The organism is Bradyrhizobium sp. SOJA106 (genome assembly GCF_059448745.1).
Genome location: NZ_CM182549.1, coordinates 1,749,629 through 1,774,741, shown reverse-complemented (window position 1 = coordinate 1,774,741; position 25,113 = coordinate 1,749,629). Strand labels below are relative to the sequence as shown.

Genomic DNA, 25,113 nt, shown 5'->3' with positions numbered 1-25,113 from the left:
ATTTTCTGCGATGGAGGGGTCAGCTATCAACGAAGTTCCGACTCAGGCTGAACTTGGCTCCAGGTAAGTCACAGCAATTCGCGTGCCAAGACCGCAACCGCAGCAAAACACCATGGCTACTCTTCGGCAACACGCGCCAATTTCAAAAACGACATTCGCGGACTTTTAGCAACCTGCATGAGTCGGCCGCTCGGCGCGAGCGGAGCGGCGGGCGCCGAAACTCAATCTCAGCGGTGGCTTTGCGATACCACCGTTCGACCATTCCAACCAAAGTTTTTCATTCCGATGTCGTTGAAATGGCCCCTTCTATCCAAGATGCTATCAGGACGTTTTTTGTCGCAATACACCCCATCTGCTAGGTTTTTCCTGCAGAGAACGGCAGTTTAGCCCCGGAGCGAATCATGGAATACGATCGAACAGAGATCGTGGTCGAGTAGCTCGGCCATTTGGCTTTGCCCTCACAGATCCGGGCGGGCGGCTTTGGCGAGTAGGCCGGTGGAATCTCACCGCCGGCCTCTCATAGATCCCAGCGTGAGACTCTCGCCTCACTGGGCTCCCATCAGGCGAACGAGCCGCGTATGCCGATCTTCCAGTGTGCGAACAACCCGGGACGTTCTCGAGATAGTCGGTCGAGAACGCGGCCGGCCTTGGCCTTGCGACCCATAAAGCGTTTGAACTTCCGCATCATCCAAGCCTCGATTGTCTGATTGACGTATCGAAGGATTGGCCCCAGAGCCGCCCGCGTGAATCGACCGTAATACTCAATCCACCCCGGCAGGAGTGGATTGAGCTGCCGAGCGATGTCAGCCATTGACACACGGGTCCGTCTTCGAGAGGTTCAAATCCCGGATTGCCGCCCGCATAGACTTCAGCGCCGAAGCGCTGACCCCAGGCAGAAAACTGCAGAACACCGAGGCGTCTTGCGAGTTCTTTGCCCGTCGCGGCCGGAAGCAGTAGCCAAGGAAGTCAAACTTGACGTTCGAATAGCTGCCCTTGCCGGCTGTCCTTACAGTAGACAATCCTGGTTTTGGTGGGGTGCATCTCAAGCCGCGTTCCGCCAGACGAGTTTGTAGCTCGGCCTTTAAGGCTTCCGCTTCTTGCTCGCTCCGGCAGTGCACTAGGCCATCGTCTGCATACCTACACCATGGGAGGTCGGGGTGCGCCCGTCCCATCCAGAGGTCGAAAGTGTAGTGCAAGAAAAGGTTGGATAATATCGGGCTAATCACGCCACCCTGAGGGGTGCCGCGGGTTCGCTCGATAATAATTCCATCCTTGTCCATAGGTGCCGCCAGCCATCGTTCGATGAAGAGCAGCGCCCACTTGCACGTCACGTGCTTCCGGACCCAGTCATGCACCTGCTGCGGCCGGCAGCCATGACGGCGTGCGATATCTGCTACAACCGCACCTGGCTCGAGGCTTTCCGCGACAATCTGTGCCTTCAAATCATCCGGCCATTGCTTCCGGCCTGCGCCAGCATAGACTTTGATACGCTGCGTCAACGGTCGTCTTATGTCGTCCGAATGGTCGTCCATTATGAGCACCCTTGCCGAAGATGACTCTTCTAACGGTGCTCCCAAGTCTGCGCACGGACAATCTGAAGGGTCTCGGCGCTACGCTTGCGTTTGAAGCCGCCCAGTACGCCTCCCACGATTATCGCGAGGCGCTGTCGGCCGCCGCAATCACCGCATCAATGAGCCGCAAGGCTGACTTTTATGACACCGCCCCGATGGAGAGCTTCTTCCACACCTCGAAGACAGAGCTCGTCCGTCATCGCCAGTACCAGACCCGCGCCGAGGCCCAGCGCGATGTCCTTGCTTTCATCGAGGGCTTCTACAATCGAACCCGACTCCATTCCTCAATCCGCCCCGAGCGAGATAGAGCTAAAAGGCGCCTACAACCGTCCACAATTTCGAGGAAATATCAATACGCAGTGGCAGGTCAGCCCCCCGGTGTTAGGTAGCTACCTTCCCACGTAGGTGTAAGGAGCTTGGAGATAGTTTACGTTAGCTCGCGAAAGTGTAGTGTTAGCTACCTAAAATGTGAGCGGAAGGCTGAGATTTCGCTCCCCAAAGAATGCGCGGTCGGGTGGTATGCATGACATTGTTGGCAGCGTCCGCAAGCGTGGAGTACCGTTCTGCCCGTACCCGTCCGGACTGGCGGAGTGTCTGGAGTGGCCCGCTGACTGCCCTGATCCAGCCAATACGATTTTTCGACTCGCTAACGCTTGATCGTGCCAATACTATACCGGCTGGTCGTGCGCTCATCGGTCATCGAGCGGTGGTTTGTATTGTTTTCCTAGATCTGTGGTGTGAGGCCGCGCCCCCGACAACCGACCGCGCACTCGGCCGCCTCGCAGTACTTTTCGTCACCCATTTTGCTGCCGGGCCTGGGCATTGCTCGAGATCCTATCGAGCGCGGTCTCACGCTCTGCTGCGCCGTTGGCCCTAGTCCACGCATTGGTGATAGTCCATCCAATTCTCCGTCATCAAACGTCCCATGCAGCACAAAGCTCCTGATGCCGCTCCATCGGGGTGCTCCCGTCCAAATGGATCGAACCAGTGCTGAATACGACGAAGGAAATAGTCAAAAGCTCAGGACCGAGAAGACAGACACGATGAGTGACAAGGTATTCGATCGCAGCAACGAGCTGTATGTTAAAAGAGTGCCGATAAAGGGCCGCGGTGTATTTGCAAATTTTCCGTCAGATCTAATTGATCGTGCTCCGACGTGGGGATTTGATGATAGAACAGCCATGCTGCTAGTGTCCTGAACCAGAAGTTCGCAACATTGGTCCGTTTTGTGCCGGGGCATTGTATCGGCAGAAGCGCTCGATGGAAGCAAGGATGTCGTCAGCGGACTTGGTCCATCGGAATGGTTTCGGATCGGCATTGTGTCGTTCGATGAACGAGGTGATGTCCGCCCTGAGGGCAGCGACACTGCGATAGACGCCGCGCCTGATCTTCTTATCGGTAAGGAGCGCGAAGAAGCGCTCGACCTGATTGAGCCATGACGAACTGGTCGGGGTCAGGTGCACATGCCAACGCGGCCTTTTGGCTAGCCATTTCCGGATCAGCGGCGTCTTGTGCGTTGCTTAGTTATCCATGACGAGATGGACGTCGAGTTCGCCCGGTACGGCGGCCTCGATCTCGTCGAGGAACTTGCGGAACTCGGCGGCTCGGTGGCGTCCGTAGCATTTGCCGATGACCCGTCCGGTCGCAATGTCGAGAGCGGCGAACAGCGATGTGGTGCCGTGCCTTTTGTAGTCATGGCTCCTTCGAGCCGGCTGACCGGGACGCATCGGCAGCATCGGCTGACTGCGGTCCAGTGCCTGGATTTGGGACTTTTCGTCTACACACAGAACGATGGCGTGTGCCGGCGGCGAGACGTAAAGGCCGACGACGTCGCGCACCTTGGCGACGAAGTTCGGATCGGTGGAGAGCTTGAATGTCTCCAGCCGGTGCGGCTGGAGCCCGAAGGCCCGCCAGATGCGTTGCACCGTTGATACCGACAGGCCGCTGGCCTTCGCCATGCCCCGAGAACTCCAATGAGTGGCGTTCTCGGGGCAGCTTTCCAGCGTCCGCACGATCACGGCTTCGATGCGGGCATCGTCAATGGTGCGCGGCGCCCCGGAACGCGGCTCGTCGTGCAGCCCGGCCACGCGCTGCTCTACAAAACGCTGCCGCCACTTGCCTACCGTTCCCCGCTCCAGGCCCAGCTTGGCCGCCACCTCCTTGTTCTGACCGCCTTCCGCGCAGGTCAGCACGATCCGGGCTCTCAGAGCCAGCGCCTGCGCCGTTTTCCGTCGCATCGTCAGCGCCTGAAGTTCGGCAAGCTCATCATCGCTCAATATCAGGGGCGCAAGTCGCTGGGCCGACATCAGATCCTCCGTCGCTGTTACAGCCGCCATCTCTGACACAGCGACGCGAATCTACTGCGAATCTACGATTGCGAACTTGTGACTCAGGACACTAGTCACGTGAATCTAAAGTTCGCCACATAAAGTCTGCTGAGCTTTGTGACAGAAGCGTTTGACGGAAGCCAAAATCTGGTCTGCGGACTTGGTCCATTTGAAGGGCTTGGGATTTTTGTTGTGCAGGTCGATGAAGGTACGGATGTCGGCCTCGAGCTGCCTGACGGAGGTGTGAACACCTCGCTGGATCTGCTTTCTGGTGAGCTCAGCGAACCAGCGCTCGACCTGATTGATCCATGACGCGGAAGTCGGCGTGAAGTGGATATGATAATGCGGCCGGCGGGCGAGCCACGCTTTGATCTTGGGTGTCTTGTGGGTGGCGTAATTGTCCATGACGATATGGACATCGAGCCCTTCAGGGACTTGAGCGTCGATCTCTTTGAGGAACTTCAAGAACTCGACCGCCCGGTGACGCTTGTAGCATTTGCCGATGACAAACCCCGAGGCGACATCAAGTGCAGCAAACAGCGTGGTCGTGCCATGCCGCACATAGCTGTGCGTGCGACGATCCGGTACGCCAGGCATCATCGGCAAGACCGGCTGCTCGCGATCGAGTGCCTGAATCTGACTTTTCTCATCGATGCTGAGGACAAGGGCTCGGTTCGGCGGGGACAGATAAAGGCCGACGATGTCGCGTACCTTGTCGACGAACAGCGGATCGCTCGATAACTTGAATGTCTGGCTACGGTGCGGCTGCAAGCCGAACGCCGCCCACATTCGGCGGATCGTGGTGTGGGAAAAGCCGGTTTCCGCAGCCATCGAGCGGATCGACCAGTGCGTCGCATCGGCTGGCGTCGTCCGCAACGTCCGCTCGATCACCGCGGCAACCTGATCGTCGTTGATGGTTCGAGGGCGACCAGGGCGGGCCTCGTCAAGCAGGCCGTCACAGCGATCCTTCAAAAATCGGCGACGCCACTTCCCAACGGTGTGTTCGTGGAGGCCGAGTTCGGCAGCCACAGACTTGCTTGGCAAGCCATCCGCACATCGCAGGATCGCGCGGCATCGCTCAGATGGCGACCGGGCAACGCGATGACGACGAACTTGCCTCTCCAGGTACGTCCGCTCCTGCTGGCTCAGCACTAACGGCGCAATCGGCCGGCCTCTCATACCTGCATTCGCCACAAGCGCTCTCCTCTACAGAGATTCGAGCTATCAACTAATGCGACGAACTTGCGTTCCAGATGACTAGAGTATTTCGCTTCTTGCAGCGAGACCGAAGTTTGGACCACCCAGAACTAGAGTTTTGCGCTTCTTTCACGGTGGCGGGCTGGTGGCGCCATCGTGGTTATGCAGCAAAATCGGCGGTCTGTTGCCGATTGCCCCATGAGGACGTTCTTCATTGTACAACAAGCTTGAGAACGCCCACGGGACCGTATGCCGTGAGGTTCTGTACCGGCATCCCCCTTGGGCAGGCCGCGAGGTTTTCGTCCATGGTGTGATCGACAAGGCGGACGGCGTTGTTTTCCGCTGCACGCTGGATGGATCGGAGACGCAGCGTTTTCTGGAGATCCCATCCTGGATGTTCGACCGCGCGGCATGTGCTCGCGGTGGCAGCCTAACGGCAGAGCCCTTTGTCAGCCTGGAAGCGCTCAACGCGTTGTCGTCGCTTGTCGATTCAGCGGTCAAGAGCGCGACATCATCATTGAATGAACCGCTTTCCGGTGCATGTGGAGTCTCTCACGATCAGAATCGGGGAGAGGCTCATGGCAAGCAGGACGGCGATATCGAACCCGGTTCGGCGCAACCGGCGGTTCGGCGTGCATCAGATGGACCTGTTCACGGGTGGCATAGCGCACGGCGCCGTCGGGGTACCGGAATGGCGGGAGCTGCCGAAGGAGGCGCAGGATGCGCTGGTGAACTTGATGACGCAGCTGGTGCTGGACCATGCACGGGTAAGCGCAACGCTCGCGAAGAGGGAAGACGGTCATGATCAGTGACAAGGTCCGCCCTCACCATCTCGAGCGCAAGGCGATCCTCTATGTGCGCCAGTCCTCCGCCCATCAGGTTCTGCACAATCGTGAGAGCAGCGCGTTGCAATACGCGATGCGCGACCGATTGACGGCGCTGGGGTGGTCCAAGATCGAGGTGATCGACGATGATCTTGGGCGTTCCGCTGCCGGCGGCGTCCAGCGCGCGGGCTTCGAGCGGATGGTGGCCGAGGTCTGCCTCGGCAAGGTCGGCGCAGTCTGTGCGCGGGAGGTCTCGCGCTTTGCCCGCAATAGCCGGGATTGGCAACAGCTGATCTAGCTAGATGTGTCGCGTCGTCGACACGGTGCTGGTTGACCAGGAAGCTGTCTATGCTCCGCGGCATGGCAACGACCGACTGCTTCTCGGGCTGAAGGGGGAGCCTCAACGAGTATGAGCTGGACCTTTTGCGACAACGCTCGCTCTCGGCACGCTACGAGAGGGCCAGCCGTGGCGAACTGATTGCGGCCACGCCAGTCGGTTTTGTGTGAGCGTCACGATAGTATCACCGGTGCCCGGGCTTGACTTGCGCGGAATGCTTTGGATAGCGCGGTCGGGATGATTGACGCCGCCGGCGCGCGGTGATGGGGTGACCCTGGTTCGGAGCGGGTAACGAGATCAGAATGACCAGCGAGTCGCAGCTGCGCGAGAAGCTTCGGAAGATCGAGGCCTTGTTCGCAGGTGCCGGAACTGCTGGTGAGCGCCTTGCGGCGGAAGCCGCGCTGCAGCGGGTGCGAGCTAGGGTCGAGGAACTCGCTCGCCACGATCCACCGATCGAACAGCAATTCTCACTTCCCGACCAATGGTCTCGGCATCTTTTTCTGGCGCTTTGCCGCCGATATGGGCTGCGGCCGTTTCGTTATCACCGGCAGCGACGCAACACGGTGATGGTCCGTGCATCACGAGGCTTCGTCGATCGAGTCCTGCTGCCGGAGTTCACCGAGCTGGAGGGTGCGCTGCAAGTGTATCTGCACGAGGTGACGCTGCGCGTGACCCGCGAAGAGATCTACGACGACGCCAGCGATGCGCAGGAAGTTCCTGACGCCTTGCCGTCGAACTGATCAAGCGGCGAGCTTTGCCTCCGAACCGTCGCGTTCGGCCTTCCAATTCCACGGCAGCAGCGTGTTCAGCTGATTGATCTTGGTGCGTCCAGAGACGATGCGCTCGAGAACATCGGTCAGATAGTGCCGCGGGTCGATGTCTTGCAGCTTTGCCGAGTTGATGAGCGAGGCGAGAATGGCCCATGTCTCGGCGCCGCCGTCATTGCCGGCGAACAAGTAGTTCTTCTTTCCCAGGCCTATCGGCTTGATGCTGCGCTCGACCGTATTGCTGTCTATTTCGATGCGTCCGTCATCGATGAAGCGCGTCAGGCCGTCCCAATGGTTGAGGGTGTAGCGAATGGCTTTGCCCAGACCGGACTTCTTCGAGACTTCCAGCAGTCGCGCTTCGAGCCAGGGTTTGAAGTCCTCGATCAGCGGCTTGGTGTCGGTTTGCCGCACCGCAGCCCGATGCGCCGCTGGCAGACCGCGGATGCGATCCTCAATGGCGTAGAACATCGCGATCCGTTGCAGCGCTTCCGCGGCAATCGGCGACTTCGTCGCGACGTGAACGTCCCAGAACTTCCGCCGCGCATGCGCAAAGCAGAACGCGAGCTGCACCAGATGGCCGCCGTTCTTGATCAGGCCCTTGTAGGCGGCATAGCCGTCGACCTGCAGGATGCCGTGGTAGTCCCCGAACAGCTGCTTGGCGCGGATCGCCTTGCGATCCTCGGCAAACATTTAGACCACCGCCGGCGGCGCCGGGCCACCCCACGGACGGTCATCGGTGGCGATCGCCCAGAACTGGCAGACTTTGGTCCGGCCACGGCCGGGATCGAGAACCGGCAGCGGCGTCTCGTCGGCAAACAGCCGCGGGTAGGACATCACTGTGTCGCGCAACAACGTGTGAAGCGGCTTCAGCCACCAGGCGGCGCGACCCATCCACGAGGCCAGCGTTTGCCGGTCGAGCGTGATGCCTTGGGCGGCAAACATCTGTTCCTGGCGATACAGCGGCAGCTGGTACCCGTATTTCATTACCGCGATGTGGGCCAGCAACGCTTCCGTCACCATCCCACCGTCGATCGCCTGGGCCGGCGCGGGTGCCTGCAGGACGCCCTGGCGGCATCCCCGGCAGCCGTACCGCGGGCGCACAATGCGCTTGACCCGGTACTGCATCGGAATGACGTCGAAGGCTTCCTTGACGGTCTCCCCGATCTTGTGCAGCTGCTCGCCGCAGCAGGGGCAGATCTGGCTCTCCATATCGATCACGACATCGATACGCGGCAAATGCTCCGGAAGCTTCCCACGGTTGCGTCGCGCCGGTCGCTTTCCACGGTCCTCCGCTCCGTCGGGCAGCCTGCCTCCGGTCACGTCGTCGTTGGCGGCGGCACGAACCGCCTGTGCCGTGATGGTGAAGAGAGACAGCTGTCCGAGATCCAGTGTCTCGGAGCGGGGACCGAAGATCGTGCGTTTGTACTGGGACAGGATCATCAGGAGCTTGTCGTTCTCCTGGATCGCAGCGTCGCGTTGGGCGATTGCCGCATCACGCTCGGCCGAAAGCGAGCTGCATTCCTCCGACAACGCCGCAAGCCGGACGATAGCACTATCACGGTTTGACGGAGCAATGCTGGATCGAAAGGCAAATCACTCATGCAGAGTGATTCTACAACAACTCCGCATGAGTGACGAACGACTCTTAATAAGGATCAACCAGCTCGTAGTGGCTGATCCACAACTCGCATCGGCAGACGCTTCCAGTCCGAGCCATCGAGCAGCACCGAGAGCTGAGCATGAGATAGCGGCATGACGCCTCCCTTGATCGGCGGCCAGGTGAACTGTCCCTCGATTCTTTTGTAGTAAAGGATAAGGCCGCTCCCATCCCAGGTCAGGATCTTCACGCGATCTCGGCGCTTGGAGCGGAAGACATAAAGTCCGCCGTCGAACGGATCGGCTCCAAAAGCCTCGCTCACCAGCATCGCCAACGAGTCCATGCCGCGGCGGAAATCGACCGGCTGCGTCGCAATCCAGATCGACAACCCAGATCGAAGCCCGATCATCGACCAATCGCCCCGACTGCCGCCAGCACCTCGCACAGTGCCCGCCGGTCGATTGTCCCCCTGACACGGATCCGAACCGCGCCGACCTCGATCTCCGCCTGCTCCCCACTCGGCAATTTGCTCCCGCAGCCGATGATCGCGGCCGGCACAAAGCCAGGTAGCATGCCTCTGTCCCCGCGCTCCGCGACTTGCGCCTGCGTTGCCTGGCGACGCCAGAGAAACAACAGGCTTGGACTGATATCGTGCCGCCGCGCCACCGCGGACACGCTCGCCCCCGGCGCAAAACTCTCCGCAACAATCGCCGCCTTCGCGTCGGTCGACCAGCGCCGACGCCGGCCCCGTCCCCGTGATGATCTCGATGCGCTGCAGCGTGTCGGCGCCGTCTTCAAGGATAGACGTATGCCTATCCTTATCGCTATCCTTACGACTATCCTTGGACATTGTGACCCCGCGACAAACCATTCCGGGAGATATTCTTAGCCGACCGGATCAGCCCTCAGTGCGTGGTCCCTGGATGACGCTCACGGTTTTGTGAAGGTCGGTGATCGCTACGAGAAGGATCCGGACCGGCGTGTGCAGGACGCTATTACGCTCGTCTTCGACAAGATCGAGGAACTCGGGACCGCGCGGCAGGCGCTGCTGTGGTTCCATGAGCACGGCCTCGACCTACCGGTGAAGCAGCCGAACGGCGACACAGCCTGGCGGCGGCCCAGCTACGCGACTCTCCACAGGATGGTCGAGAACCCGGTCTACGGCGGAGCCTACGCCTATGGTAGAACAGCCGTAGCGACGGGGTACGGCGCCCATGGCGCAGGCGCGAAGATCCGGCGGAAGGCGCGCGCCTAGTGGCTCGTCCTCAAGCCGGACGCCCACGAAGGCTATGTGAACTGGGAAAGGTTCGAAGCGATCCGTACAATGGTCTCCAGTAACGTGCCCACGAGCCGGCATCATGGCGCGCCCAAGCATGGCGAGGCGCTGCTCGCTGGGCTCATCCGCTGCCGGCGTTGTGGCCGCAAGCTGACGCTGCGCTACAGCGGTATGAAGCATCACATCCCCCGTTACAGCTGCTCGCGCGGCTGGATGGACAACGGCGAACCGCGCTGCATCGCGTTCGGTGGCTTGCGCGTCGATGATGCGATCGAAGGGGCACTGCTCGGCGTTGTCGGACCCGGCGCCGTTGCGGCGGCTACGGCCGCCGCAGCCCAAGCCACACATCAGAGGGATCAAGTTCGCGAAGCGCTCGGCCGTGATCTCGAAGCGGCCCGTTACGCCGCCGATCGCGCCTTCCGGCAATATGACCCGGCGAATCCGGCAAATCGCCTGGTTGCCGCGGAGCTTGAGACGCGCTGGAGTCGCTCGCTTGCCCGCGTCGCCGACGTAGAGAGCAAGATTGCCGCGCATGATGCGACGACCGCACCGACAGCGATCGATCCAACGATGCTCAGCGTGCTGGCCTCAGACCTCAAGTCAATCTGGTCAGGGCCGACCATCGATGCGCGGCTGAAGAAGCGCATCGTCCGTACGCTGATCCACTAGGTCGTTGCCGATATCGATGACGAAGCGTCCGAGATCGTTCTTGTCGTGCATTGGGCGGGCGGCGCTCACAGCGAGATGCGGCTGCCGAAGCGTCGACGGGGGCAGCGTAACAGCACCTCCGGTGACATCATCGCAGCCATCCGGCAACTGGTGCTGATCGCCAGCGACGACCTGATTGCGGGCCTGCTCAACCGCAACGGCCCCAAGACGGGCAACGGCAACCGTTGGACCCGTAAGCGCGTCACAACCACGCGATCTTATCATCGGATACCCGTCTTCCGGCGGGCCGAGGATAGCGTCGAGCCATGGCTCAATCTCTCCGACGCCGCCAGGCTTCTCAAGGTCGCATCCAAGACGCTGCGCTTGGCCGCAGAAGCTGGTCAGATCGAAGCGGTCCACCCTTTGCCGGATGGGCCATGGATCTTCGCGCGCGCGGCCTTGACCACGGATGCCGCCACATCCATCACCGAACGAGCGCGGCAGAACCCAAGATACCCCGCAGGATCGCATCCCGATCAACAAAGTCTCTTCTCTTCAACAACATAGACAATTGGGTGTTCTGATGTGTCAACTCTCCACCTTTTCGTGGGCGTTTGCAAGGCTAAGGAACCAGTGGGCGTTGAGGCATTCGGCCCGGAAGCGGCCATTGAAGGCCTCGATGAACGCGTTGTCGGTCGGCTTGCCAGGCCGCGAGAAGTCCAGCGTGACGCCGCGCTGATAGGCCCACAGGTCAAGGTCGCGCGACACGAACTCGCTGCCCTGATCGACGCGGATCGTGGCCGGGTATCCCACTTCCTTGCAGGCCCTTTCCGGCATCGCCACGACGTCGCTGCCGCGGAAGGTGAACCGCGGCACCAGCGCCGGTGAGAAGCGGGAGAAGATATGAAGATATCGACGATCGTGAGCACGCGCAGTTTATGCCCAATCGCCAACTGACATGCTTCCTGCAAAATCGGTTACTCAATCGCTCCAGCTACCCATGAGCTCGCACCCGCTCTATTCGCGGTCACGCGCACTTCTTCGAAACCGATGCACCTCAGGTCAACTATGTTTCGGACCCTAGTCCTTCGATCGCCTGTCGATGCACCTGATGCGCCCTCCAAAGAACCATCTCATTCCAGTCCGGCTTCTGAGGGTAGAAATGCCGCTTTGTGGCATTCCGAATCTGGCGCCCGAGTTCCGAATTGATCTCGTCCCGCCTATACTTAAACAACCAATGCTCATCGCGCAGTACTGTCGAATTGGCATAGGTCCCGTATTCGAGCGCGATGTAAGTGTGGCGATCACCCAAAGCTCGCTCCCAGAACGCATCTTGGGATCCGGGAACGGAGTACGAGGTGGAGGAGGAGTCTTCCAGATAGGCCGCTGTGGAAGGGCCAAAAATGCGCGCTGCTCGCTCATACCCGTCTTGCCCAGACGGCTGCTCGCACTGCGGTTCCCCATAGCCGTAAGGACCTAGCCCGGTGTGGTAATCGATGATGATAACGTTATCGCGGGCAGCCACATCAAAGTCGGCCGCTATTTTCTCGAGGGTTCGCCTGGCTTCCGTAGGCTCGGTCCCGCCGTAAAACAGCCCCCCCGGCCGAGTGTACTGGCCACTCGACTTGGCTGAGAGGTAAGCCCCCTCACCGTGCCGCTTGCGATATTCGGCGATGGCAGCTTCTGCACGCCGGATTCCCTCCGCTGTCCTGTCCACAGGAACAAGATGTTCATCCAACTCTTCATATCCGGGATTTGCGGGGACGGGCTTTGAAAAATCGATAAAGTTGCGATTTAAGTCACACCCCTCTGCAGTCGACCTGCGATCCCAGGCAAATCCGTAGCAGTTCAGCGCGTGGATCAAGAGCACCGCACTCGAGCGTGGAAGCCCCTCGTGCCACCTAGCTTGCAGGAACAGCAGTTGCGCGGCGGAGCCGTGGTATCCCTCTGGACCATGGGTGCCGGAAACCAGGACCAACAGATTCTTGGCTTCTGAGGCCCCGAAATACGCCACGTCAGTAAACAACGCCTCGCCAGATGGCCCCTTTGCGCTGCAGTGATACGCCCGCGACTTCGGCGCTGCCGTCAAGAATTTCTGTCTCGCCTCCAGATAGGTATCAGAAAAATTGAGCGCCGCGATTTGATTTACAATATCAAGGCTCACCGTGCTTACCTCCATGCTCATCGCCTCGCGACGCGAGGACGATGGTCAATACTCGCGGCGCCCCATCCACGGGTGAACGATCTCCCGCCCCCCCACCTTGATCCCACACAGCGCGGGAGCAAAATAGCGGCTCGATCAAGTTGTCGCCCCTCAGAGGCTACCGATTCTCAGAGCGGCATTTCTGCAATGTACATAGCCTCAACGCCGAAATTCTGCGCTGGGTGGCAAGCTCCGCCGGTAAGCTCGCCCGTGTGCGGAAATCGAGCAACAGAGGCTAGAACTTCAATATGGTTGCGGACAAGCACTTGAAGCAGAGTTCGCGCTCTCCAGCTTCGACTGCACGACTTAAGCACGACCATAAGTGGACTGGAGTCACTTGCCCAACGCCCCTTTGCAAGGCTTCGGCAAGCCATCTGCGAAACGACAACGTTATTGCAGTCGCACTTGAAGCGGACTTTGGACCGTTCGGCGTAATGCGCGTTCGCTCCTCGCACGAAACACTTGACGAGTCCAACAGTGATCATTTCGAGGCGAGTCTCATCAAGCTCCCTGCGCAGATCGCTCAATGATTCCACATAAAACAATCGAAAGGCGCGCTCTGGCGGAGTCAAACAGTTCTTGGGCGAGCTTGCCACTTGCTAAAGCGCCACATTAAGCATCCAAGAGTTTGACATCTTCTGGGGGAGGGGGGGCGCTCGCGCACGAATACTGCGTGAGCATGCAATAGATCGCAGATTCGGTCATTGAAAGACAGCGATTACAGCGCAAATATGTTTGAGCTTTTTGTATAGTCTCTCAAGAATAAGGTCCCACTGTAACTTACAAGCTTATCCGATGGAGTTTTCACTATGCCGATCAGCAAAGGTCCACAGATTTACCCGCCAGCGGAATATCTACGTAGGCTCGCCGCGGTAAAGGAGCAAATGGCTCAACGTGATCTGAGCGCGCTTGTAGTAACCGATCACGCCCACATTACTTACCTCACTGGGTCTACTGCCAGGTCTTATGACACGAGAGGTCTCGTTGTCTCACTTAGCGAAGAGCAACCAAGTTTCATCTTGCGTTGGATGGACGTGCCGGCGGCTTTTCAAGAAACATTCATGGACCGCGAGAAGGTAATTGGTTATCCGGAAGAGCTGATGGGGGATCCCTCAAAGAACGGCTATGATGCAGTGATCGATTTTCTCTTGGATGCTGGGCTCGGAAAGGGAGGTGTTGGACTTGAGCTGGGCAATCTTACGGTAAGCGCGGCAGAAAAATTTAAGGCACGGTTAGCCAATACTCGTATAGTGGATTTCTCAGGCATCATCACCACTATACGGAGCGTTAAGTCAGATCTCGAGATCGCTGTCATGAGGGAAGCGGCAGCCATAGCGGATGCCGGAGTAGTGCGCGCAGCGGAAGTCATCAGTCCCGGGATGCGAGAATCGGATGCGATCGCCGAAATCGTAGGCGCACTTGCGCGCGGTGCGAACGGCAAACCCGGGACTTGGATTGCAACTCCTTTCCTGTGCGCGTCATCGCGGATTGGTACCCCTCACGTCACCTGGAGCGAGGATGTATTCCATCAAGGATCGCAAATAAACTTGGAAATTGCAGGGGTGCGGCATGGCTATACCGCGCCGATTTGCCGGACCTACTGTATCGGCAAACCTTCCGATCGCTTGCGTCGCATTCACGACGCTCAACTCGCCGGCTTGGAAGCTGGCCTACGCGCGGTCCGGGCGGGAGCGGTCATTAGTGATGTAGCTCACTCGATTCATCGTGCGACCGAGAAGCTTGGCTTTAAAAAACGGTCCCGACCTGGATACGGGATTGGCATCGATTGGATGGAGCGCACGCTCAGCCTACAAAAGGGGAATTTGTCCGTCCTGAAACCCAACATGACCTTCCACATGCATTTGGGTTCATGGATCGAGGAAGACTTCGGGTACGTGATCAGCGAGAGCATTTGTGTAACCGAATCCGGGGTTGAAGTGCTGACCAAGGCCCCCAGAGAGCTCTTTGTGATTGGCTAGACGTCTCGGGCTCCGAAGAATGCGTTTTGGTGCGCGTTGCGATTCGCCGCGGTCCAAAGAGCGACCGCGGTAGGTGAACGCCAAACCGTCTCCCCGAGACGATGCCGAAGGCAATGAGTTGAGCCTGGGCAAAAACGGCTGTGCCACAAGCTCAGAGGTTGGGTGTTAGCACATTTTTCCGTCGCCTGCTCTTGCTCCTTGCGCGCCACATCGTCGTGCCTGCTGTTTATGGTAGGCTGGCCCGGGATCCATTCAAGTCGCGAAGATCTGGAATGACGCAATGTCTCGGTAACTCCAGAAGACTGACTGGATGGCCATCCGGCAAAGGGGCGTGATATCGTAGACAGGCATCCCCTTAGCGAGACGGATCGCTGTTGCTACCACCGCAAAACCGGTACATTCGAACAGGATTGCTGCCACTTCTGGATGCTTCGCGCGCAGTCGCGTGACAAGCGGCAACATCTGGCTCAAGATTCGCGTGGTAGTTCGACGCGGGGAAATCCGGCCGTTCCAGCGACCAATCCTTCGTCAGTCGTCCGTGAAGAGCGGGTAAGCGATTGAGCTGGGATCGCATTATTCGTTGTGGCCTGTTTTGGGATTGCAGGGTTTTGATGCTTCGGGCATCGGAACCCTGCAATTTCGTTTTGAGGATTCCATCGAATCGCCAGACATGATTCCGTCCTCGCATCGGAGGTGGCGATGCGACCGAAGAAGCCCAAAGCGACGGGATCGGGCGATCTGTTCCGGGCCAGGCTGGACCAGATCATCAACATGAAGCACGAACTGGTTCAGCTCGCCGGCAAGGTCGACTGGGACTGGATCGACGGCGAGATCGCGCCGCTCTACAGCGAGAACGGTCGGCCGGGGATTGCGACCCGCTTCATGATCGGGCTGCTGCTGCTCAAGCACATTTACGGCTTGTCCGATGAGGGGGTGTGCGAGCGCTGGGTCCACGACCCGTATTTCCAGTACTTCACCGGCGAAGAGTTCTTTCAGCACGCGTTCCCGCATGAGCGCTCGGACCTGAGCCACTGGCGCAAGCGGCTTGGCGACAAGCTGGAGCTGTTGCTGGCCGAGAGCCTGCGGGTGGCGCACGAAGCCGGCGCGTTGCGCAGCCAGGATCTCAAGCGGGTCACGGTCGATACCACCGTGCAGCCGAAGGCCATCACCTTCCCGACCGATGCCAAGCTGCTGCACGCGGCAATCAAGGGGCTCAACCGCCTGGCGAGGAAGCACGGGGTCAAGCTGCGGCAGTCCTATCTTCGCATTGCCAAGACCGCGGCGATGATGGCGGGACGCTACGCCCACGCCAAGCAATTCAAGCGGCATCAGCGGCAGCTGCGCATCCTGCGCAGCCGGCTGGGCCGGATCATCCGCGATATCCGCCGCAAGATCGAAGGTCAGGCCGTGCTCGAGAACGCCTTCGCCCTCCCGCTCGGCCGGGCCTCGCAGATCCGCTCACAGCAGCAACGCCAGCGCGGCTGGAAGCTTTATTCCTTCCATGCTCCAGAGGTCGAGTGCATCGGCAAGGGCAAGGCCGCCGCGCCCTACGAGTTAATGGCATGGACCACGCCCGCTCTCAGCGGCAACGTGCAGCCCGGCGGGGGGCAGCAGCAGGAGTGCAAGCCATGTCGAATACGAACCTTGTCACAATCGGCATCGATCTCGGGAAGAACACATTCCACGTCGTCGGTCTCGATGCCACAGGCGCAATTACGCTACGCAAGAAGCGGTCGAGAAATCAGCTTGACCAGTCGCTGGGCAATATTCCGCGTTGTCTGATCGGAATGGAGGCGTGTGCAGGCGCACATCATCTGGGGCGCAGGCTCGAGAAATTAGGCCATCAAGTACGGCTCTTGCCGGCGCAGTACGTCAAACCATACCTCAAGGGTCACAAGAATGACTTTCGGGATGCTGAAGCGATCGCCGAGGCCGCTCAGCGGCCGACAATGCGGTTCGTTCCAGTGAAGTCAGCCGAACAACTTGATTTACAGGCACTACACAGAGTTCGCAGTCGATTGGTGACGCAGAGAACGGCGGTCATCAATCAAATCCGGGGCTTTTTGCTTGAGCGAGGGCTACCAGTGCGGCAGGGAGCGGCAGCACTTCGACTGGCACTTCCTCAGATTCTCTCAGCGCCAAACGACAACTTATCGCCTCGCGTGATCCAGCTCATTCAGGACTTGGCCGAGGACTGGCGCTATCTCGACCGACGGGTCGCGTCATTGACGAAAGAAATCGACGAACTCGCTGATCAAGATCCACACTGTCGCCGCCTAATGAGTGCGCCCGGCGTCGGGCCGATCATCTCAAGCGCGATGGTCGCCGCCATCGGAACGGGTGATGCCTTCCATAAAGGCCGAGACTTTGCAGCATGGCTTGGTCTGGTACCAAAGCAAATCTCGACCGGCGATCGAACCATTCTCGGGCGCATATCGAGGCGCGGTAATCGGTACCTGCGAACGCTGTTTATTCAAGGTGCCAGAGCCGTACTTCTGCAGCGTCAGAGTTGGCCTCGGCATGGCTTCGCAGCCTGGTTAGAGGCAGCGTCGAAGCGGCTCCACTCCAATGTCTTGGTTGTTGCCCTGGCCGCAAAACTTGCGCGCATGGCCTGGAGCATGCTCGCAAAGGGCCGTGACTACGACGCCAACCTCCTGGGCCGCACCGCATAAGAAACAGGGCCGGAAAGGAAAATGCAAGGTCGGGATCAGAAGGCACAATAACCCGCCGAGGTTTGCGAGACGGAAAGGACGAATGGAGAAACGGTTCCACCGACACTTCTGAAGCCTGGTTCGACTCCATGGCCCTTCTTGAGGCCGGCGAGTTATTGAGGACAGAAGTGAGCGGATATCCATGATGGCTCGGGGCAACAGCCCCAAATTGAAGCCGGATAGATTGGCGCAAACCGCTTCATCCCTTTGTCGATTCCTCTTGCAACGCGGGCGTGGTCCATAGATCGGTGTCAAAGCCTCCATCGTCACCAACAACCGCCGCGCTCCTGGCGGCCTGTTCGTGCTGCACGCCAGGGCGCTACCCGATAACCCGTACGATGGTCACACCTTGCGGGACGTCATCGACCGCACCGAGACACTCACCGGCTGTGCGATCGAGCGGGCCTATGTCGACAAGGGATACCGCGGCCACGACGCGCAAAATCCTCGTCGCGTCTTCATCTCCGGCCAGAAGCGCGGCGTCTTCGGTGTCATCAAGCGCGAGCTGCGCCGCCGCTCCGCCATCGAGCCCATCATCGGACACCTGAAGACCGATGGTCACCTCGGCCGATGCTACCTCAAAGGCCGCCTCGGCGATGCGGCTAACGTCATCCTCTCCGCCGTCGGTCACAACTTCCGCCGTGTCCTCGCCTGGCTGAGGGCTCTTTGGTGCCTCATCCTGACCACCCTCATCGCGGCCGCCAGCGACCGCTCACCGCTCAAATCGGCTTCTTAACAGACGACTCGTCACATTCTTGAACCATTGACCGTTTTCGAGTCCACCGATAACTGCCCTCGCCCGCTCGGCGGGATCATTCAGGCCGCGCAGATCGTCATTGCAATGCCTCGAATCGGCGACCACGACAGATTTAGCGAACGCCGCAATTGGCGGAGCAACGTCGGCGCCAACAGAAGGCTCGACATTGCGACCGGCACATTGACAGGCGCGGCACCCCTGATAGCGACGGCACCGCGATGTACCAGACGCCGAGCAGCTGCGATGAAGGCAGCGCTGCGTTCTCCTTTCTCAGCACCTAGGGTATCCGTCATCTCTGCTCGAGACTGGATTGACTGCAGAGAGAACCCATTTCGCTGCCGTCGCTCGTTTTAGCCGGAAGTGGCCGCAGCGATTGATGGCGATGAGCAGTGGTCCTCCTTCCCCTAGCGGTTCGAGTCGACGTCCTTGGCTTAATGATCCACGCTGCAAAGCGGCAAAATACGATGCCCATGATCTAAGAAATCACATTGCGGTATTATCGTCACGAACTCGAGGCTTGCAGGCCGCAGCATCCAACACTCACCTGCCCAAACACGCAATCCAGGGCCCGAAACTTGTCGGCAACAATGTCGCTGACAACATAACTGATTTGTAAGGCGAGCGATGCAAAAGGCAGCCTCCCCATGAGTGTTTCCGCCAGCGAATGCTCAACTGCTGGCTGGCTCGCACCATCTGTGATCAAAACGTGACGATCGCTCCTGCCCGGCAACTCTTGTTAACTTCTCGCAAACCATATTTCTTTTGAACGCTGGAATTGAAAAGGCCCCCAGCGGGCATGCCGGAGGCCTTCTTGGAGGTTTACACTAAGATGAATAGAAGCGCTTCTTTTCTCCTTCCGCTAGTTGATAGAGAATTAGAAATTGCGCTGAGCTCGGACCAGCAGCGTGAGCGCATTCTGGTCCTTCAGCTCATACGTAGTACCTGGCTTGGCAATCGAGTTCTGCACCGGCAAAGTGACCGTGCTTCCGCTCGCGTACTTCTGGTCCAGCATCGTATATGCGAGTTCGGCCGAGAAGGTCAGACCCTTGACCGGAGTCCAGCCCGTTCTCGTGCCGACGACCGCGTAGTTGAAATCGGGATTGCAGCCAGAAAGACCAGTCGAGAGCGCGAGACCTGGAACGACAGCACCACAGATATACCCCTTGGCCGTGCCGTTGTAGCGCACAGCAGACCAGGACCCGAAGACGCTGCTGGCCCATTGCGGGTTCCAGTTGTGAGTGTAGCCGCCGTTGAAGCCGAATGTCGTAGTCAGCTCCTGGCCCGAGCCCGTCACGAACACCGAGTCAGACACACCAGCGAGCCCGACACTCTGGTAAGCGCCGGCGAGGCCCGTGCTTCCGTACATCGCGTAGCTGGGTGCATTCGTATAGTCGTGGAAGTTGTATCGGCTTGCACCCTTCGTATACACGGCTGTCAGGTTGATCGTGTCCCCCGCACCGGTCGGGACGTTCTTGATCGACAATGCCAGCTGACCGGCCCCGCCCCATTTGTCATCCGGATGGCCCGTGAGTTCGGTCGCGCCATAGTACGCAACATGGTTATTATGGGCAGCGACCGAGGCTTTGAAATAGCCCCAACTCTGGTCGACGGTAACGGATCCGATGAGGTCTGGAGCCCTCGAGCCTCCGAAATCGTTAGCACCGTACGCACCGGCGGCAAGCCCTCCAACTGATGCGGCGCTCACGTTCCAGACAGCGAGCTGGTTGCGGGAAACCTGATCCTCTGCAGACAACGAAGCCGAGATGCCTTGCCCGAAGTCAAATGTATAGGCGACCTGGTTCACGGGATCCCAACCGCCAGAACCCGTTAGCTCGAAAGATTGCGCCGCATATTGGCCCCAAGGAGTACTGAACTGAGACGTCGCCTTGCCGAACGTGAAGCCAGCGAACTGAATGAATGCGTAATAGAGACCGGGCGTACCCTGAGCGACCTGATTGCCAATCCCGGTCGTATACGTAGTGCCGCCCGCGCCGTTACCGCTATAGGCACCTCCGGTATAGGTCCAGGCCATCTCGCCGAACGTACGGAGCACGCCGTACTCGGTGGCTGTACGCGTGTCGACGAAGAGGTCTTGACGGACGCGCGCGCTGTAATATTCGCTCAGGCGGTTGTGCGCACCACCCACACCACTGTCCGGCGGAGCATAATGGTAGCTCGTGTTGAATGTCGTTTCAGCGCGCAGGTAGCCGCCCAATTTGATACACGTGTCAGTGCCCGGAATGTAGTAGAACCCGGCGCCATACAGGGAGCAGATCTTAACGTACTCAACCGCTTTAGCCTTGACCGGGAGATCAGCCGCGTGTGCCCCACCCACCGAGATTAGAGCCGCCGCCGAACCTAGAAAAAGGCTCTTTGCCATTTTCATAAATGACCTCCAAATGTTTCGCTTGAAGCCTGGCCGCTCACCCCAGAGTTCGGCCATCTTCGCCCCCCAATCATTCTCGACCGACAGGGCCTTCCTCGAACGCCGGCTACTCGATTGAGCACTGGCGTCGCGGTGCGGACCATTCCGCCGCTCGCAAGGTTACGTTGACAGATTGCGTTTGTTATCGGCGTGAAAACTTTGTACGAAACGCACGAAAGCGTCGCCGCTCTCAACCACAGTGTTCTAATCGCGTCATAAACGTACGATTAGTACCGACGAGGCAAGTGAACGTACGTTACGCACGCAGGTCAATTCATTTCCCAAGTTGAAATGCACGCTAAGATGATAGCGCGCGCTTTGAGTATTCAATTCGAGAGCCGCCCGCTGAGACATGGAGATTTTATTAAGCTGCTTGGGTGCGCGCCGTAGAAGTTCGCCACATAAAGTCTGCTGGGCTTTGTGACAGAAGCGTTTGACGGAAGCCAATATCTGGTCTGCGGACTTTGTCCATTTGAAGGGCTTCGGGTTGTTGTTGTGCAGTTCGATGAAGCTGCGGATATCGGCCTCGAGTTGCCTGACGGAGGTGTGAACACCTCTCTGGATCTGCTTTCTGGTGGGTTCTGCGAACCAGCGCTCGATCTGATTGATCCATGACGCGGAAGTCGGCGTGAAGGGACGTGATAGTGCGGCCTGTAGCGCGGCAATCTGGGTAGGAAGTGCGCGGCAATCAGGATAGCGAGGTAGTGTCGCGGCCTGATGATGATTGCCGCGATGATTGTCGCGCGCAAGAGTTTTGTTGAACTCTGATTGTCGCGCAGCGTCAATCAGCGACGGTTTTGGGTGTCGCGTGCGATGGCGGCCGTCCGGGACCGCGTTTTCGTTCGAGGGCGGTCCGTCTGCGATAGCTCTCGACGTTCATCTCGACGATGGTGGCGTGGTGAACGAGGCGATCGATAGCGGCCAGGGTCATGGCGGGGTCCGGGAAGACCCTGTTCCATTCGCCGAATGGCTGATTGGCGGTGATCAGCATCGCGCGGCGCTCATAGCGTGCGCTGATGAGCTCGAACAGCACGCTGGTCTCGGCCTGATCCTTGGTAACGTAAGCGAGATCATCAAGAATCAGGAGATCGAAGCGATCGAGACGATTGATGGCCGCCTCGAGGTTAAGCTCGCGTCGCGCCAGCTGGAGCTTCTGCACGAGATCAGTGGTCCTGGTGAAGAGGACGCGCCATCCGTTCTCGATGAGGGCCAGGCCGATCGCTGCCGCCAAGTGGCTCTTTCCGCCGCCGGGCGGCCCGAACAACAGCAAATTGGCGCCCTTGCCCAGCCAGCTGTCACCGGCGGCGAGCGCCATCACCTGCGCCTTCGAGATCATCGGCACGGCTTCGAAGTCGAAGCTGTCGAAGGTCTTTCCGGCGGGCAAACGTGCTTCGACAAGGTGTCGTTCGATCCGACGGCGGCCGCGTTCGGCGATCTCGTGCTCGGCGATGGTCGCGAGGAAGCGGCCGGCCGGCCAGCCTTCCTTGTCGGACTGTTCGGCAAATTGCGCCCACAGCACCTTGATGGCAGGCAGCCGGAGCTCATTGAGCAACAGATTGAGGCGCGCGGCATCAACCGTGTTCGTTACGGTCATGCGGCACCTCCGGTCTCGGCGGTACCGATGAGGCATTCGTAGGTCGCAAGCGGCACGAGCTGCACCACGACGTTCGGCAGGTTGGCGGGATCGGGGGCGAAGTGAGCACGTAGCCGGTTGAGGTCGGGCAGTCGGCCGGCGTCGAGGTCGGCGGTGAGCTGATCGGCGAGTTCGGCCTCGCAGCCGCGCTCATGAGAGAGCGCGAGAAGATCGACCATGATCCGGCAGGCTTTTTTGTCCGGCAAGCGTTCGCGCAAGCGATCGAAGGTCTTCCGATAGGCATCGCGCGGGAACAGCCGATCTCGGTAGACCAGATTGAGAAGCGCCATCGGCTTGCGCCGCAGGGAATGGATCACGTGCCGATAATCGACGACCTGGTCGTACTTGCCATTGGGATGCGGCCGCCCACGCGGCAGGGTGACGAGATGGGTGCCGCCGACGAACACGTCGAGACGATCGTCGTAAAGGCGCACCCGCAGCCGGTGACCGATCAGGCGCGATGGCACCGTGTAGAACACCTTGCGCAGGGTGAAGCCGCCGGACGATGTCACGCGGACGATCACCTCTTCGTAGTCCGAGGTGCGGCGATCGGGCAGCTCCTGCAACTCCATGCGCTCGCTATCGATCCGCTTGGCCTTGCGGGCATTGCGGCGGCTGACGATCTCGTCGATGAAGCCGCGATAGGTGGCAAGATCGTCGAAGTCGACAGTTCCGCGCAGCAGCAAGGCGTCCGCGATTGCTCGCTTGAGATGACCGTGGGGGCCTTCGATCGAACCATTCTCGTGAGCAACGCCTCGATTGTTGCGGGAAGGCCGCATGCCGTAGTGGGCACAAAGGGCCTCGTATCGCTGCGTCAGATCGTCCCGTGCATCACGATCGAGATTGCAGAATGCGGCCGACAGACTGTCGGTCCGATGCTCCCGCGGCGCCCCACCCAGCGACCAGAGGGCATTCTGCAGGCCTTCGGCCAGGGCAACGAAGCTCTCGCCGCCAAGCACGACGTGGGCGTGCTCGAACCCGCAATAGGCCAAACGGAAGTGATAGAGACGATGATCCAACGGAGCACCCGCGATCGTCACACCCAACTCGCCCATGTCGGTGAAGTCGGAGAGGCCGAGCTGGCCAGGCTCGTGGGTTTGGCGGAAGATCACCTCCTGCTCCTCGCCGTGGACCGCCCGCCATGCACGGATCCGACGTTCCAGGGTACGACGGATACCGCTGCCGAGATCCGGATGACGCCGTAGCATCTCCTCGAACACCGCCACCGGGCGTAAGCCAGGGGCCGCCTTCAGGATCGGGACGATCTCGGTCTCGAACACGTCGCTCAACGGGTCCGGTCGTCGCCGGCCGCGGGGCGCCTTCCTTTGCGATGGAAATCGGGGATCTCTCTCGATCCGATAGGCGGTCGACGCACTGAATGACGCCTTGGCCGCCGCCACTGGCGGGCTATCGGTCTGACGGTACTTCATGTAGAGCCTCATCTGGTGATCTGTGATGTGTCGGCCGGGCAAGCGAGTGATTCCTCTTGGCGGAAGAACCACTTGCATAACCCCGCCGGCCGCGATCACCAGTCGGCGCGGTCCTCCTCGGGATCGCGCCGACGCTGGGCTCGTAACTCCGGTCGGGCTACGCCCTCCCTACGTCACGAGCCCAGCGAAACTCTCTCACCTTGAATGACGCTGCCTTCCATCCTGATCGCCGCGCGACAGCCGCCGGCGAGCGAGCGAGGCTTTAATCCTGGGTGTCTTGTGGGTGGCGTAGTTGTCCATGACGATATGGATAGCGAGCCCCTCAGGGATTTGAGCATCGATCTCCTTCAAGACCTTTAAGGACTCGACTGCCCGATGGCGCTTGTAGCATTTGCCAATAACAAAGCCGGAAGCGACATCGAGGGCGGCAAACAGCGTGGTCGTACCATGCCGCACATAGCTGTGCGCACGACGCTCCGGTATGCCGGGCATCATCGGCAGGACCGGCTGCTCGCGATCGAGGGCCTGAATCTGGCTTTTCTCATCTAAGCTGAGGACAACGGGCTCGGTTTGGTGGGGACAGGTAAAGTCCGACAATATCGCGCACCTTATCGACGAATAGCGGATCGCTCGACAGTTTAAATGTCTGGCTGCGGTGCGGCTGCAAGCCGAACGCTGTCCACATTCGGCGGATCGTGGTGTGAGAAAAGCCAGTTTCCGCAGCCATCGAGCGGATCGACCAGTGTGTCGCGTCGCGCGGCGTCGTACGCAACGTCCGCTCGATTACCTCCGCTACCTGATCGTCGTCGATGGTTCGAGCGCGGCCAGGACGAGCTTCGTCAAGCAGGCCATCACAGCGATCCTTCAAAAATCTGCGGCGCCACTTACCAACGGTGTGCTCATGGATGCCAAGTGCGGCAGCTACAGACTTGCTTGGCAGACCATCTGCACACCGCAGGATGGCGCGGCATCGCTCAGATTGCGATCGGGCTACACGACGACGACGAACTTGCCTCTCTAAGTACGCCCGCTCCTGCGGACTGAGCACTAACGGCGCGATCGGCCGGCCTCGCACGCATGCATTCGCCACGAGCACTCTCCTCTCTAAGAGATTCGAGCAAACAACTAATGCGACGAATTTGCGTTCCAGATGACTAACCTAGAGAGAACGATCGGAGCGTCGGACCTAATTAATGGATGCCGGCTTTACGGGCTGACACGGCTCGCTGACACAGAGTACCCGATCAGAGTGCTGGCATGACGTAAGCGGCGTGTGTCCCGCACCTTGTTTGGCGTGAGCGGATCGGCAACATGCGAGCGTCATATACAGTTAGGTTCGCATATATGGTTGACGATATGGTCGACGCTTCGGAGCCACGGAGCCGGGTGGATATCCAGGTTGGAGCGGGGCGTCGGCGACGGTGGAGCGAC

The 25,113-nt window shown here is 59.5% G+C and carries 17 protein-coding genes and 8 pseudogenes; 11 read left to right on the top strand and 14 right to left on the bottom strand.

What is annotated here, in order from left to right; genetic code table 11:
- Positions 1-559: 559 nt before the first annotated feature.
- Both AC5V87_RS08100 and AC5V87_RS08095 read right to left on the bottom strand, forming a co-directional pair.
- Positions 560-811 (bottom strand): group II intron maturase-specific domain-containing protein, encoded by a 252-nt coding sequence (locus tag AC5V87_RS08100; RefSeq protein ID WP_495370572.1) that lies wholly within the window; start codon positions 809-811, stop codon positions 560-562.
- Positions 804-1,532, bottom strand: a complete 729-nt coding sequence (locus tag AC5V87_RS08095) for a reverse transcriptase domain-containing protein (protein ID WP_495370571.1) — start codon at positions 1,530-1,532, stop codon at positions 804-806. The genes AC5V87_RS08100 and AC5V87_RS08095 overlap by 8 nt, the downstream gene beginning before the upstream one ends.
- A 101-nt stretch (positions 1,533-1,633) precedes the next feature.
- Here AC5V87_RS08095 and AC5V87_RS08090 point away from each other — a divergent pair.
- Positions 1,634-1,861, top strand: a pseudogene (locus tag AC5V87_RS08090) (IS3 family transposase); the annotation flags it as partial.
- Between the two features lie 897 nt (positions 1,862-2,758).
- On the opposite strand, the pseudogene AC5V87_RS08085 reads toward AC5V87_RS08090, so the two are convergent.
- Positions 2,759-3,877 (bottom strand): annotated as a pseudogene (locus tag AC5V87_RS08085) (IS630 family transposase).
- A gap of 105 nt (positions 3,878-3,982) precedes the next feature.
- A complete protein-coding gene (locus AC5V87_RS08080; protein ID WP_495370570.1) occupies positions 3,983-5,092 on the bottom strand; it encodes an IS630 family transposase in 1,110 nt (369 codons plus the stop codon).
- A 581-nt stretch (positions 5,093-5,673) separates the two neighbouring features.
- On the opposite strand from AC5V87_RS08080, the gene AC5V87_RS08075 reads away from it, so the two are divergent.
- The 3 genes from AC5V87_RS08075 (at position 5,674) to AC5V87_RS08065 (ending at position 6,996) form a co-directional block, all read left to right on the top strand.
- On the top strand, positions 5,674-5,907 hold the full coding sequence (locus AC5V87_RS08075; RefSeq protein WP_495370569.1) for a hypothetical protein: 234 nt from the start codon (positions 5,674-5,676) through the stop codon (positions 5,905-5,907).
- Positions 5,897-6,217 carry a recombinase family protein gene (locus AC5V87_RS08070; RefSeq protein ID WP_495370568.1) on the top strand — a complete coding sequence of 107 codons (321 nt, stop codon included), beginning with the start codon at positions 5,897-5,899 and terminating at the stop codon, positions 6,215-6,217. Before AC5V87_RS08075 ends, AC5V87_RS08070 begins: the two co-directional genes overlap by 11 nt.
- Positions 6,218-6,558: 341 nt before the next feature.
- A complete protein-coding gene (locus tag AC5V87_RS08065; RefSeq protein ID WP_495370567.1) occupies positions 6,559-6,996 on the top strand; it encodes a hypothetical protein in 438 nt (145 codons plus the stop codon).
- Here the strand turns inward: AC5V87_RS08065 and tnpC are convergent.
- The 3 genes and pseudogenes from tnpC to tnpA form a co-directional block, all read right to left on the bottom strand.
- Positions 6,997-8,571 (bottom strand): annotated as a pseudogene (gene tnpC / locus AC5V87_RS08060) (IS66 family transposase).
- 107 nt (positions 8,572-8,678) lie between these two features.
- Positions 8,679-9,029, bottom strand: a complete 351-nt coding sequence (gene tnpB / locus AC5V87_RS08055) for an IS66 family insertion sequence element accessory protein TnpB (protein WP_495370566.1) — start codon at positions 9,027-9,029, stop codon at positions 8,679-8,681.
- A complete protein-coding gene (gene tnpA / locus AC5V87_RS08050; RefSeq protein WP_495370565.1) occupies positions 9,026-9,418 on the bottom strand; it encodes an IS66-like element accessory protein TnpA in 393 nt (130 codons plus the stop codon). The genes tnpB and tnpA overlap by 4 nt, the downstream gene beginning before the upstream one ends.
- A 184-nt stretch (positions 9,419-9,602) precedes the next feature.
- Between tnpA and AC5V87_RS08045 the strand changes: the two genes are divergently transcribed.
- The 3 genes from AC5V87_RS08045 to AC5V87_RS08035 all read left to right on the top strand — a co-directional run bounded on the left by AC5V87_RS08045 (position 9,603) and on the right by AC5V87_RS08035 (position 11,111).
- Positions 9,603-9,875, top strand: a complete 273-nt coding sequence (locus AC5V87_RS08045; RefSeq protein WP_495370564.1) for a recombinase family protein — start codon at positions 9,603-9,605, stop codon at positions 9,873-9,875.
- Between the two features lie 69 nt (positions 9,876-9,944).
- Entirely contained in the window at positions 9,945-10,565 is a 621-nt protein-coding gene (locus tag AC5V87_RS08040) for a recombinase zinc ribbon domain-containing protein (RefSeq protein ID WP_495370563.1), read from the top strand.
- A 75-nt stretch (positions 10,566-10,640) separates the two neighbouring features.
- Positions 10,641-11,111 carry a MerR family transcriptional regulator gene (locus tag AC5V87_RS08035; RefSeq protein ID WP_495370562.1) on the top strand — a complete coding sequence of 157 codons (471 nt, stop codon included), beginning with the start codon at positions 10,641-10,643 and terminating at the stop codon, positions 11,109-11,111.
- Positions 11,112-11,138: 27 nt separating this feature from the next.
- Here AC5V87_RS08035 and AC5V87_RS08030 read toward each other — a convergent pair.
- Positions 11,139-11,500 (bottom strand): annotated as a pseudogene (locus AC5V87_RS08030) (integrase core domain-containing protein); the annotation flags it as partial.
- A gap of 110 nt (positions 11,501-11,610) precedes the next feature.
- Positions 11,611-12,723 (bottom strand): DUF2817 domain-containing protein, encoded by a 1,113-nt coding sequence (locus AC5V87_RS08025; protein WP_495370561.1) that lies wholly within the window; start codon positions 12,721-12,723, stop codon positions 11,611-11,613.
- A gap of 833 nt (positions 12,724-13,556) precedes the next feature.
- On the opposite strand from AC5V87_RS08025, the gene AC5V87_RS08020 reads away from it, so the two are divergent.
- From AC5V87_RS08020 to AC5V87_RS08005, 4 genes and pseudogenes are all read left to right on the top strand, one after another.
- Positions 13,557-14,726, top strand: a complete 1,170-nt coding sequence (locus tag AC5V87_RS08020; protein ID WP_495370560.1) for a M24 family metallopeptidase — start codon at positions 13,557-13,559, stop codon at positions 14,724-14,726.
- A 699-nt stretch (positions 14,727-15,425) separates the two neighbouring features.
- Positions 15,426-16,331 (top strand): annotated as a pseudogene (locus AC5V87_RS08015) (IS5 family transposase); the annotation flags it as partial.
- A 14-nt stretch (positions 16,332-16,345) separates the two neighbouring features.
- Positions 16,346-17,398, top strand: a complete 1,053-nt coding sequence (locus tag AC5V87_RS08010) for an IS110 family RNA-guided transposase (protein ID WP_456840445.1) — start codon at positions 16,346-16,348, stop codon at positions 17,396-17,398.
- Positions 17,399-17,687: 289 nt separating this feature from the next.
- Positions 17,688-18,173 (top strand): annotated as a pseudogene (locus tag AC5V87_RS08005) (IS5/IS1182 family transposase); the annotation flags it as partial.
- Positions 18,174-19,068: 895 nt separating this feature from the next.
- Here AC5V87_RS08005 and AC5V87_RS08000 read toward each other — a convergent pair.
- The 5 genes and pseudogenes from AC5V87_RS08000 to AC5V87_RS07980 all read right to left on the bottom strand — a co-directional run.
- Positions 19,069-20,580 (bottom strand): porin, encoded by a 1,512-nt coding sequence (locus AC5V87_RS08000; protein ID WP_495370559.1) that lies wholly within the window; start codon positions 20,578-20,580, stop codon positions 19,069-19,071.
- Between the two features lie 429 nt (positions 20,581-21,009).
- Positions 21,010-21,272 (bottom strand): annotated as a pseudogene (locus AC5V87_RS07995) (IS630 family transposase); the annotation flags it as partial.
- 128 nt (positions 21,273-21,400) lie between these two features.
- On the bottom strand, positions 21,401-22,213 hold the full coding sequence (gene istB, locus AC5V87_RS07990; RefSeq protein WP_495367623.1) for an IS21-like element helper ATPase IstB: 813 nt from the start codon (positions 22,211-22,213) through the stop codon (positions 21,401-21,403).
- Positions 22,210-23,724, bottom strand: coding sequence for an IS21 family transposase (istA, locus tag AC5V87_RS07985; protein ID WP_495367624.1), 1,515 nt, complete (start codon positions 23,722-23,724; stop codon positions 22,210-22,212). The genes istB and istA overlap by 4 nt, the downstream gene beginning before the upstream one ends.
- 201 nt (positions 23,725-23,925) lie before the next feature.
- Positions 23,926-24,772, bottom strand: a pseudogene (locus tag AC5V87_RS07980) (IS630 family transposase); the annotation flags it as partial.
- Between the last annotated feature and the right edge of the window lie 341 nt (positions 24,773-25,113).

Excerpts from the sequence above, each read along its gene's own strand:
- AC5V87_RS08100 (WP_495370572.1), bottom strand. The coding sequence starts at position 811 with ATGGCTGACATCGCTCGGCAGCTCAATCCACTCCTGCCGGGGTGGATT.
- AC5V87_RS08095 (WP_495370571.1), bottom strand. The coding sequence starts at position 1,532 with ATGGACGACCATTCGGACGACATAAGACGACCGTTGACGCAGCGTATC.
- AC5V87_RS08075 (WP_495370569.1), top strand. The coding sequence starts at position 5,674 with ATGGCAAGCAGGACGGCGATATCGAACCCGGTTCGGCGCAACCGGCGG.
- AC5V87_RS08070 (WP_495370568.1), top strand. The coding sequence starts at position 5,897 with ATGATCAGTGACAAGGTCCGCCCTCACCATCTCGAGCGCAAGGCGATC.
- AC5V87_RS08065 (WP_495370567.1), top strand. The coding sequence starts at position 6,559 with ATGACCAGCGAGTCGCAGCTGCGCGAGAAGCTTCGGAAGATCGAGGCC.
- tnpB (WP_495370566.1), bottom strand. The coding sequence starts at position 9,029 with ATGATCGGGCTTCGATCTGGGTTGTCGATCTGGATTGCGACGCAGCCG.
- AC5V87_RS08040 (WP_495370563.1), top strand. The coding sequence starts at position 9,945 with ATGGTCTCCAGTAACGTGCCCACGAGCCGGCATCATGGCGCGCCCAAG.
- AC5V87_RS08035 (WP_495370562.1), top strand. The coding sequence starts at position 10,641 with ATGCGGCTGCCGAAGCGTCGACGGGGGCAGCGTAACAGCACCTCCGGT.
- AC5V87_RS08025 (WP_495370561.1), bottom strand. The coding sequence starts at position 12,723 with ATGGAGGTAAGCACGGTGAGCCTTGATATTGTAAATCAAATCGCGGCG.
- AC5V87_RS08020 (WP_495370560.1), top strand. The coding sequence starts at position 13,557 with ATGCCGATCAGCAAAGGTCCACAGATTTACCCGCCAGCGGAATATCTA.
- AC5V87_RS08000 (WP_495370559.1), bottom strand. The coding sequence starts at position 20,580 with ATGAAAATGGCAAAGAGCCTTTTTCTAGGTTCGGCGGCGGCTCTAATC.
- istB (WP_495367623.1), bottom strand. The coding sequence starts at position 22,213 with ATGACCGTAACGAACACGGTTGATGCCGCGCGCCTCAATCTGTTGCTC.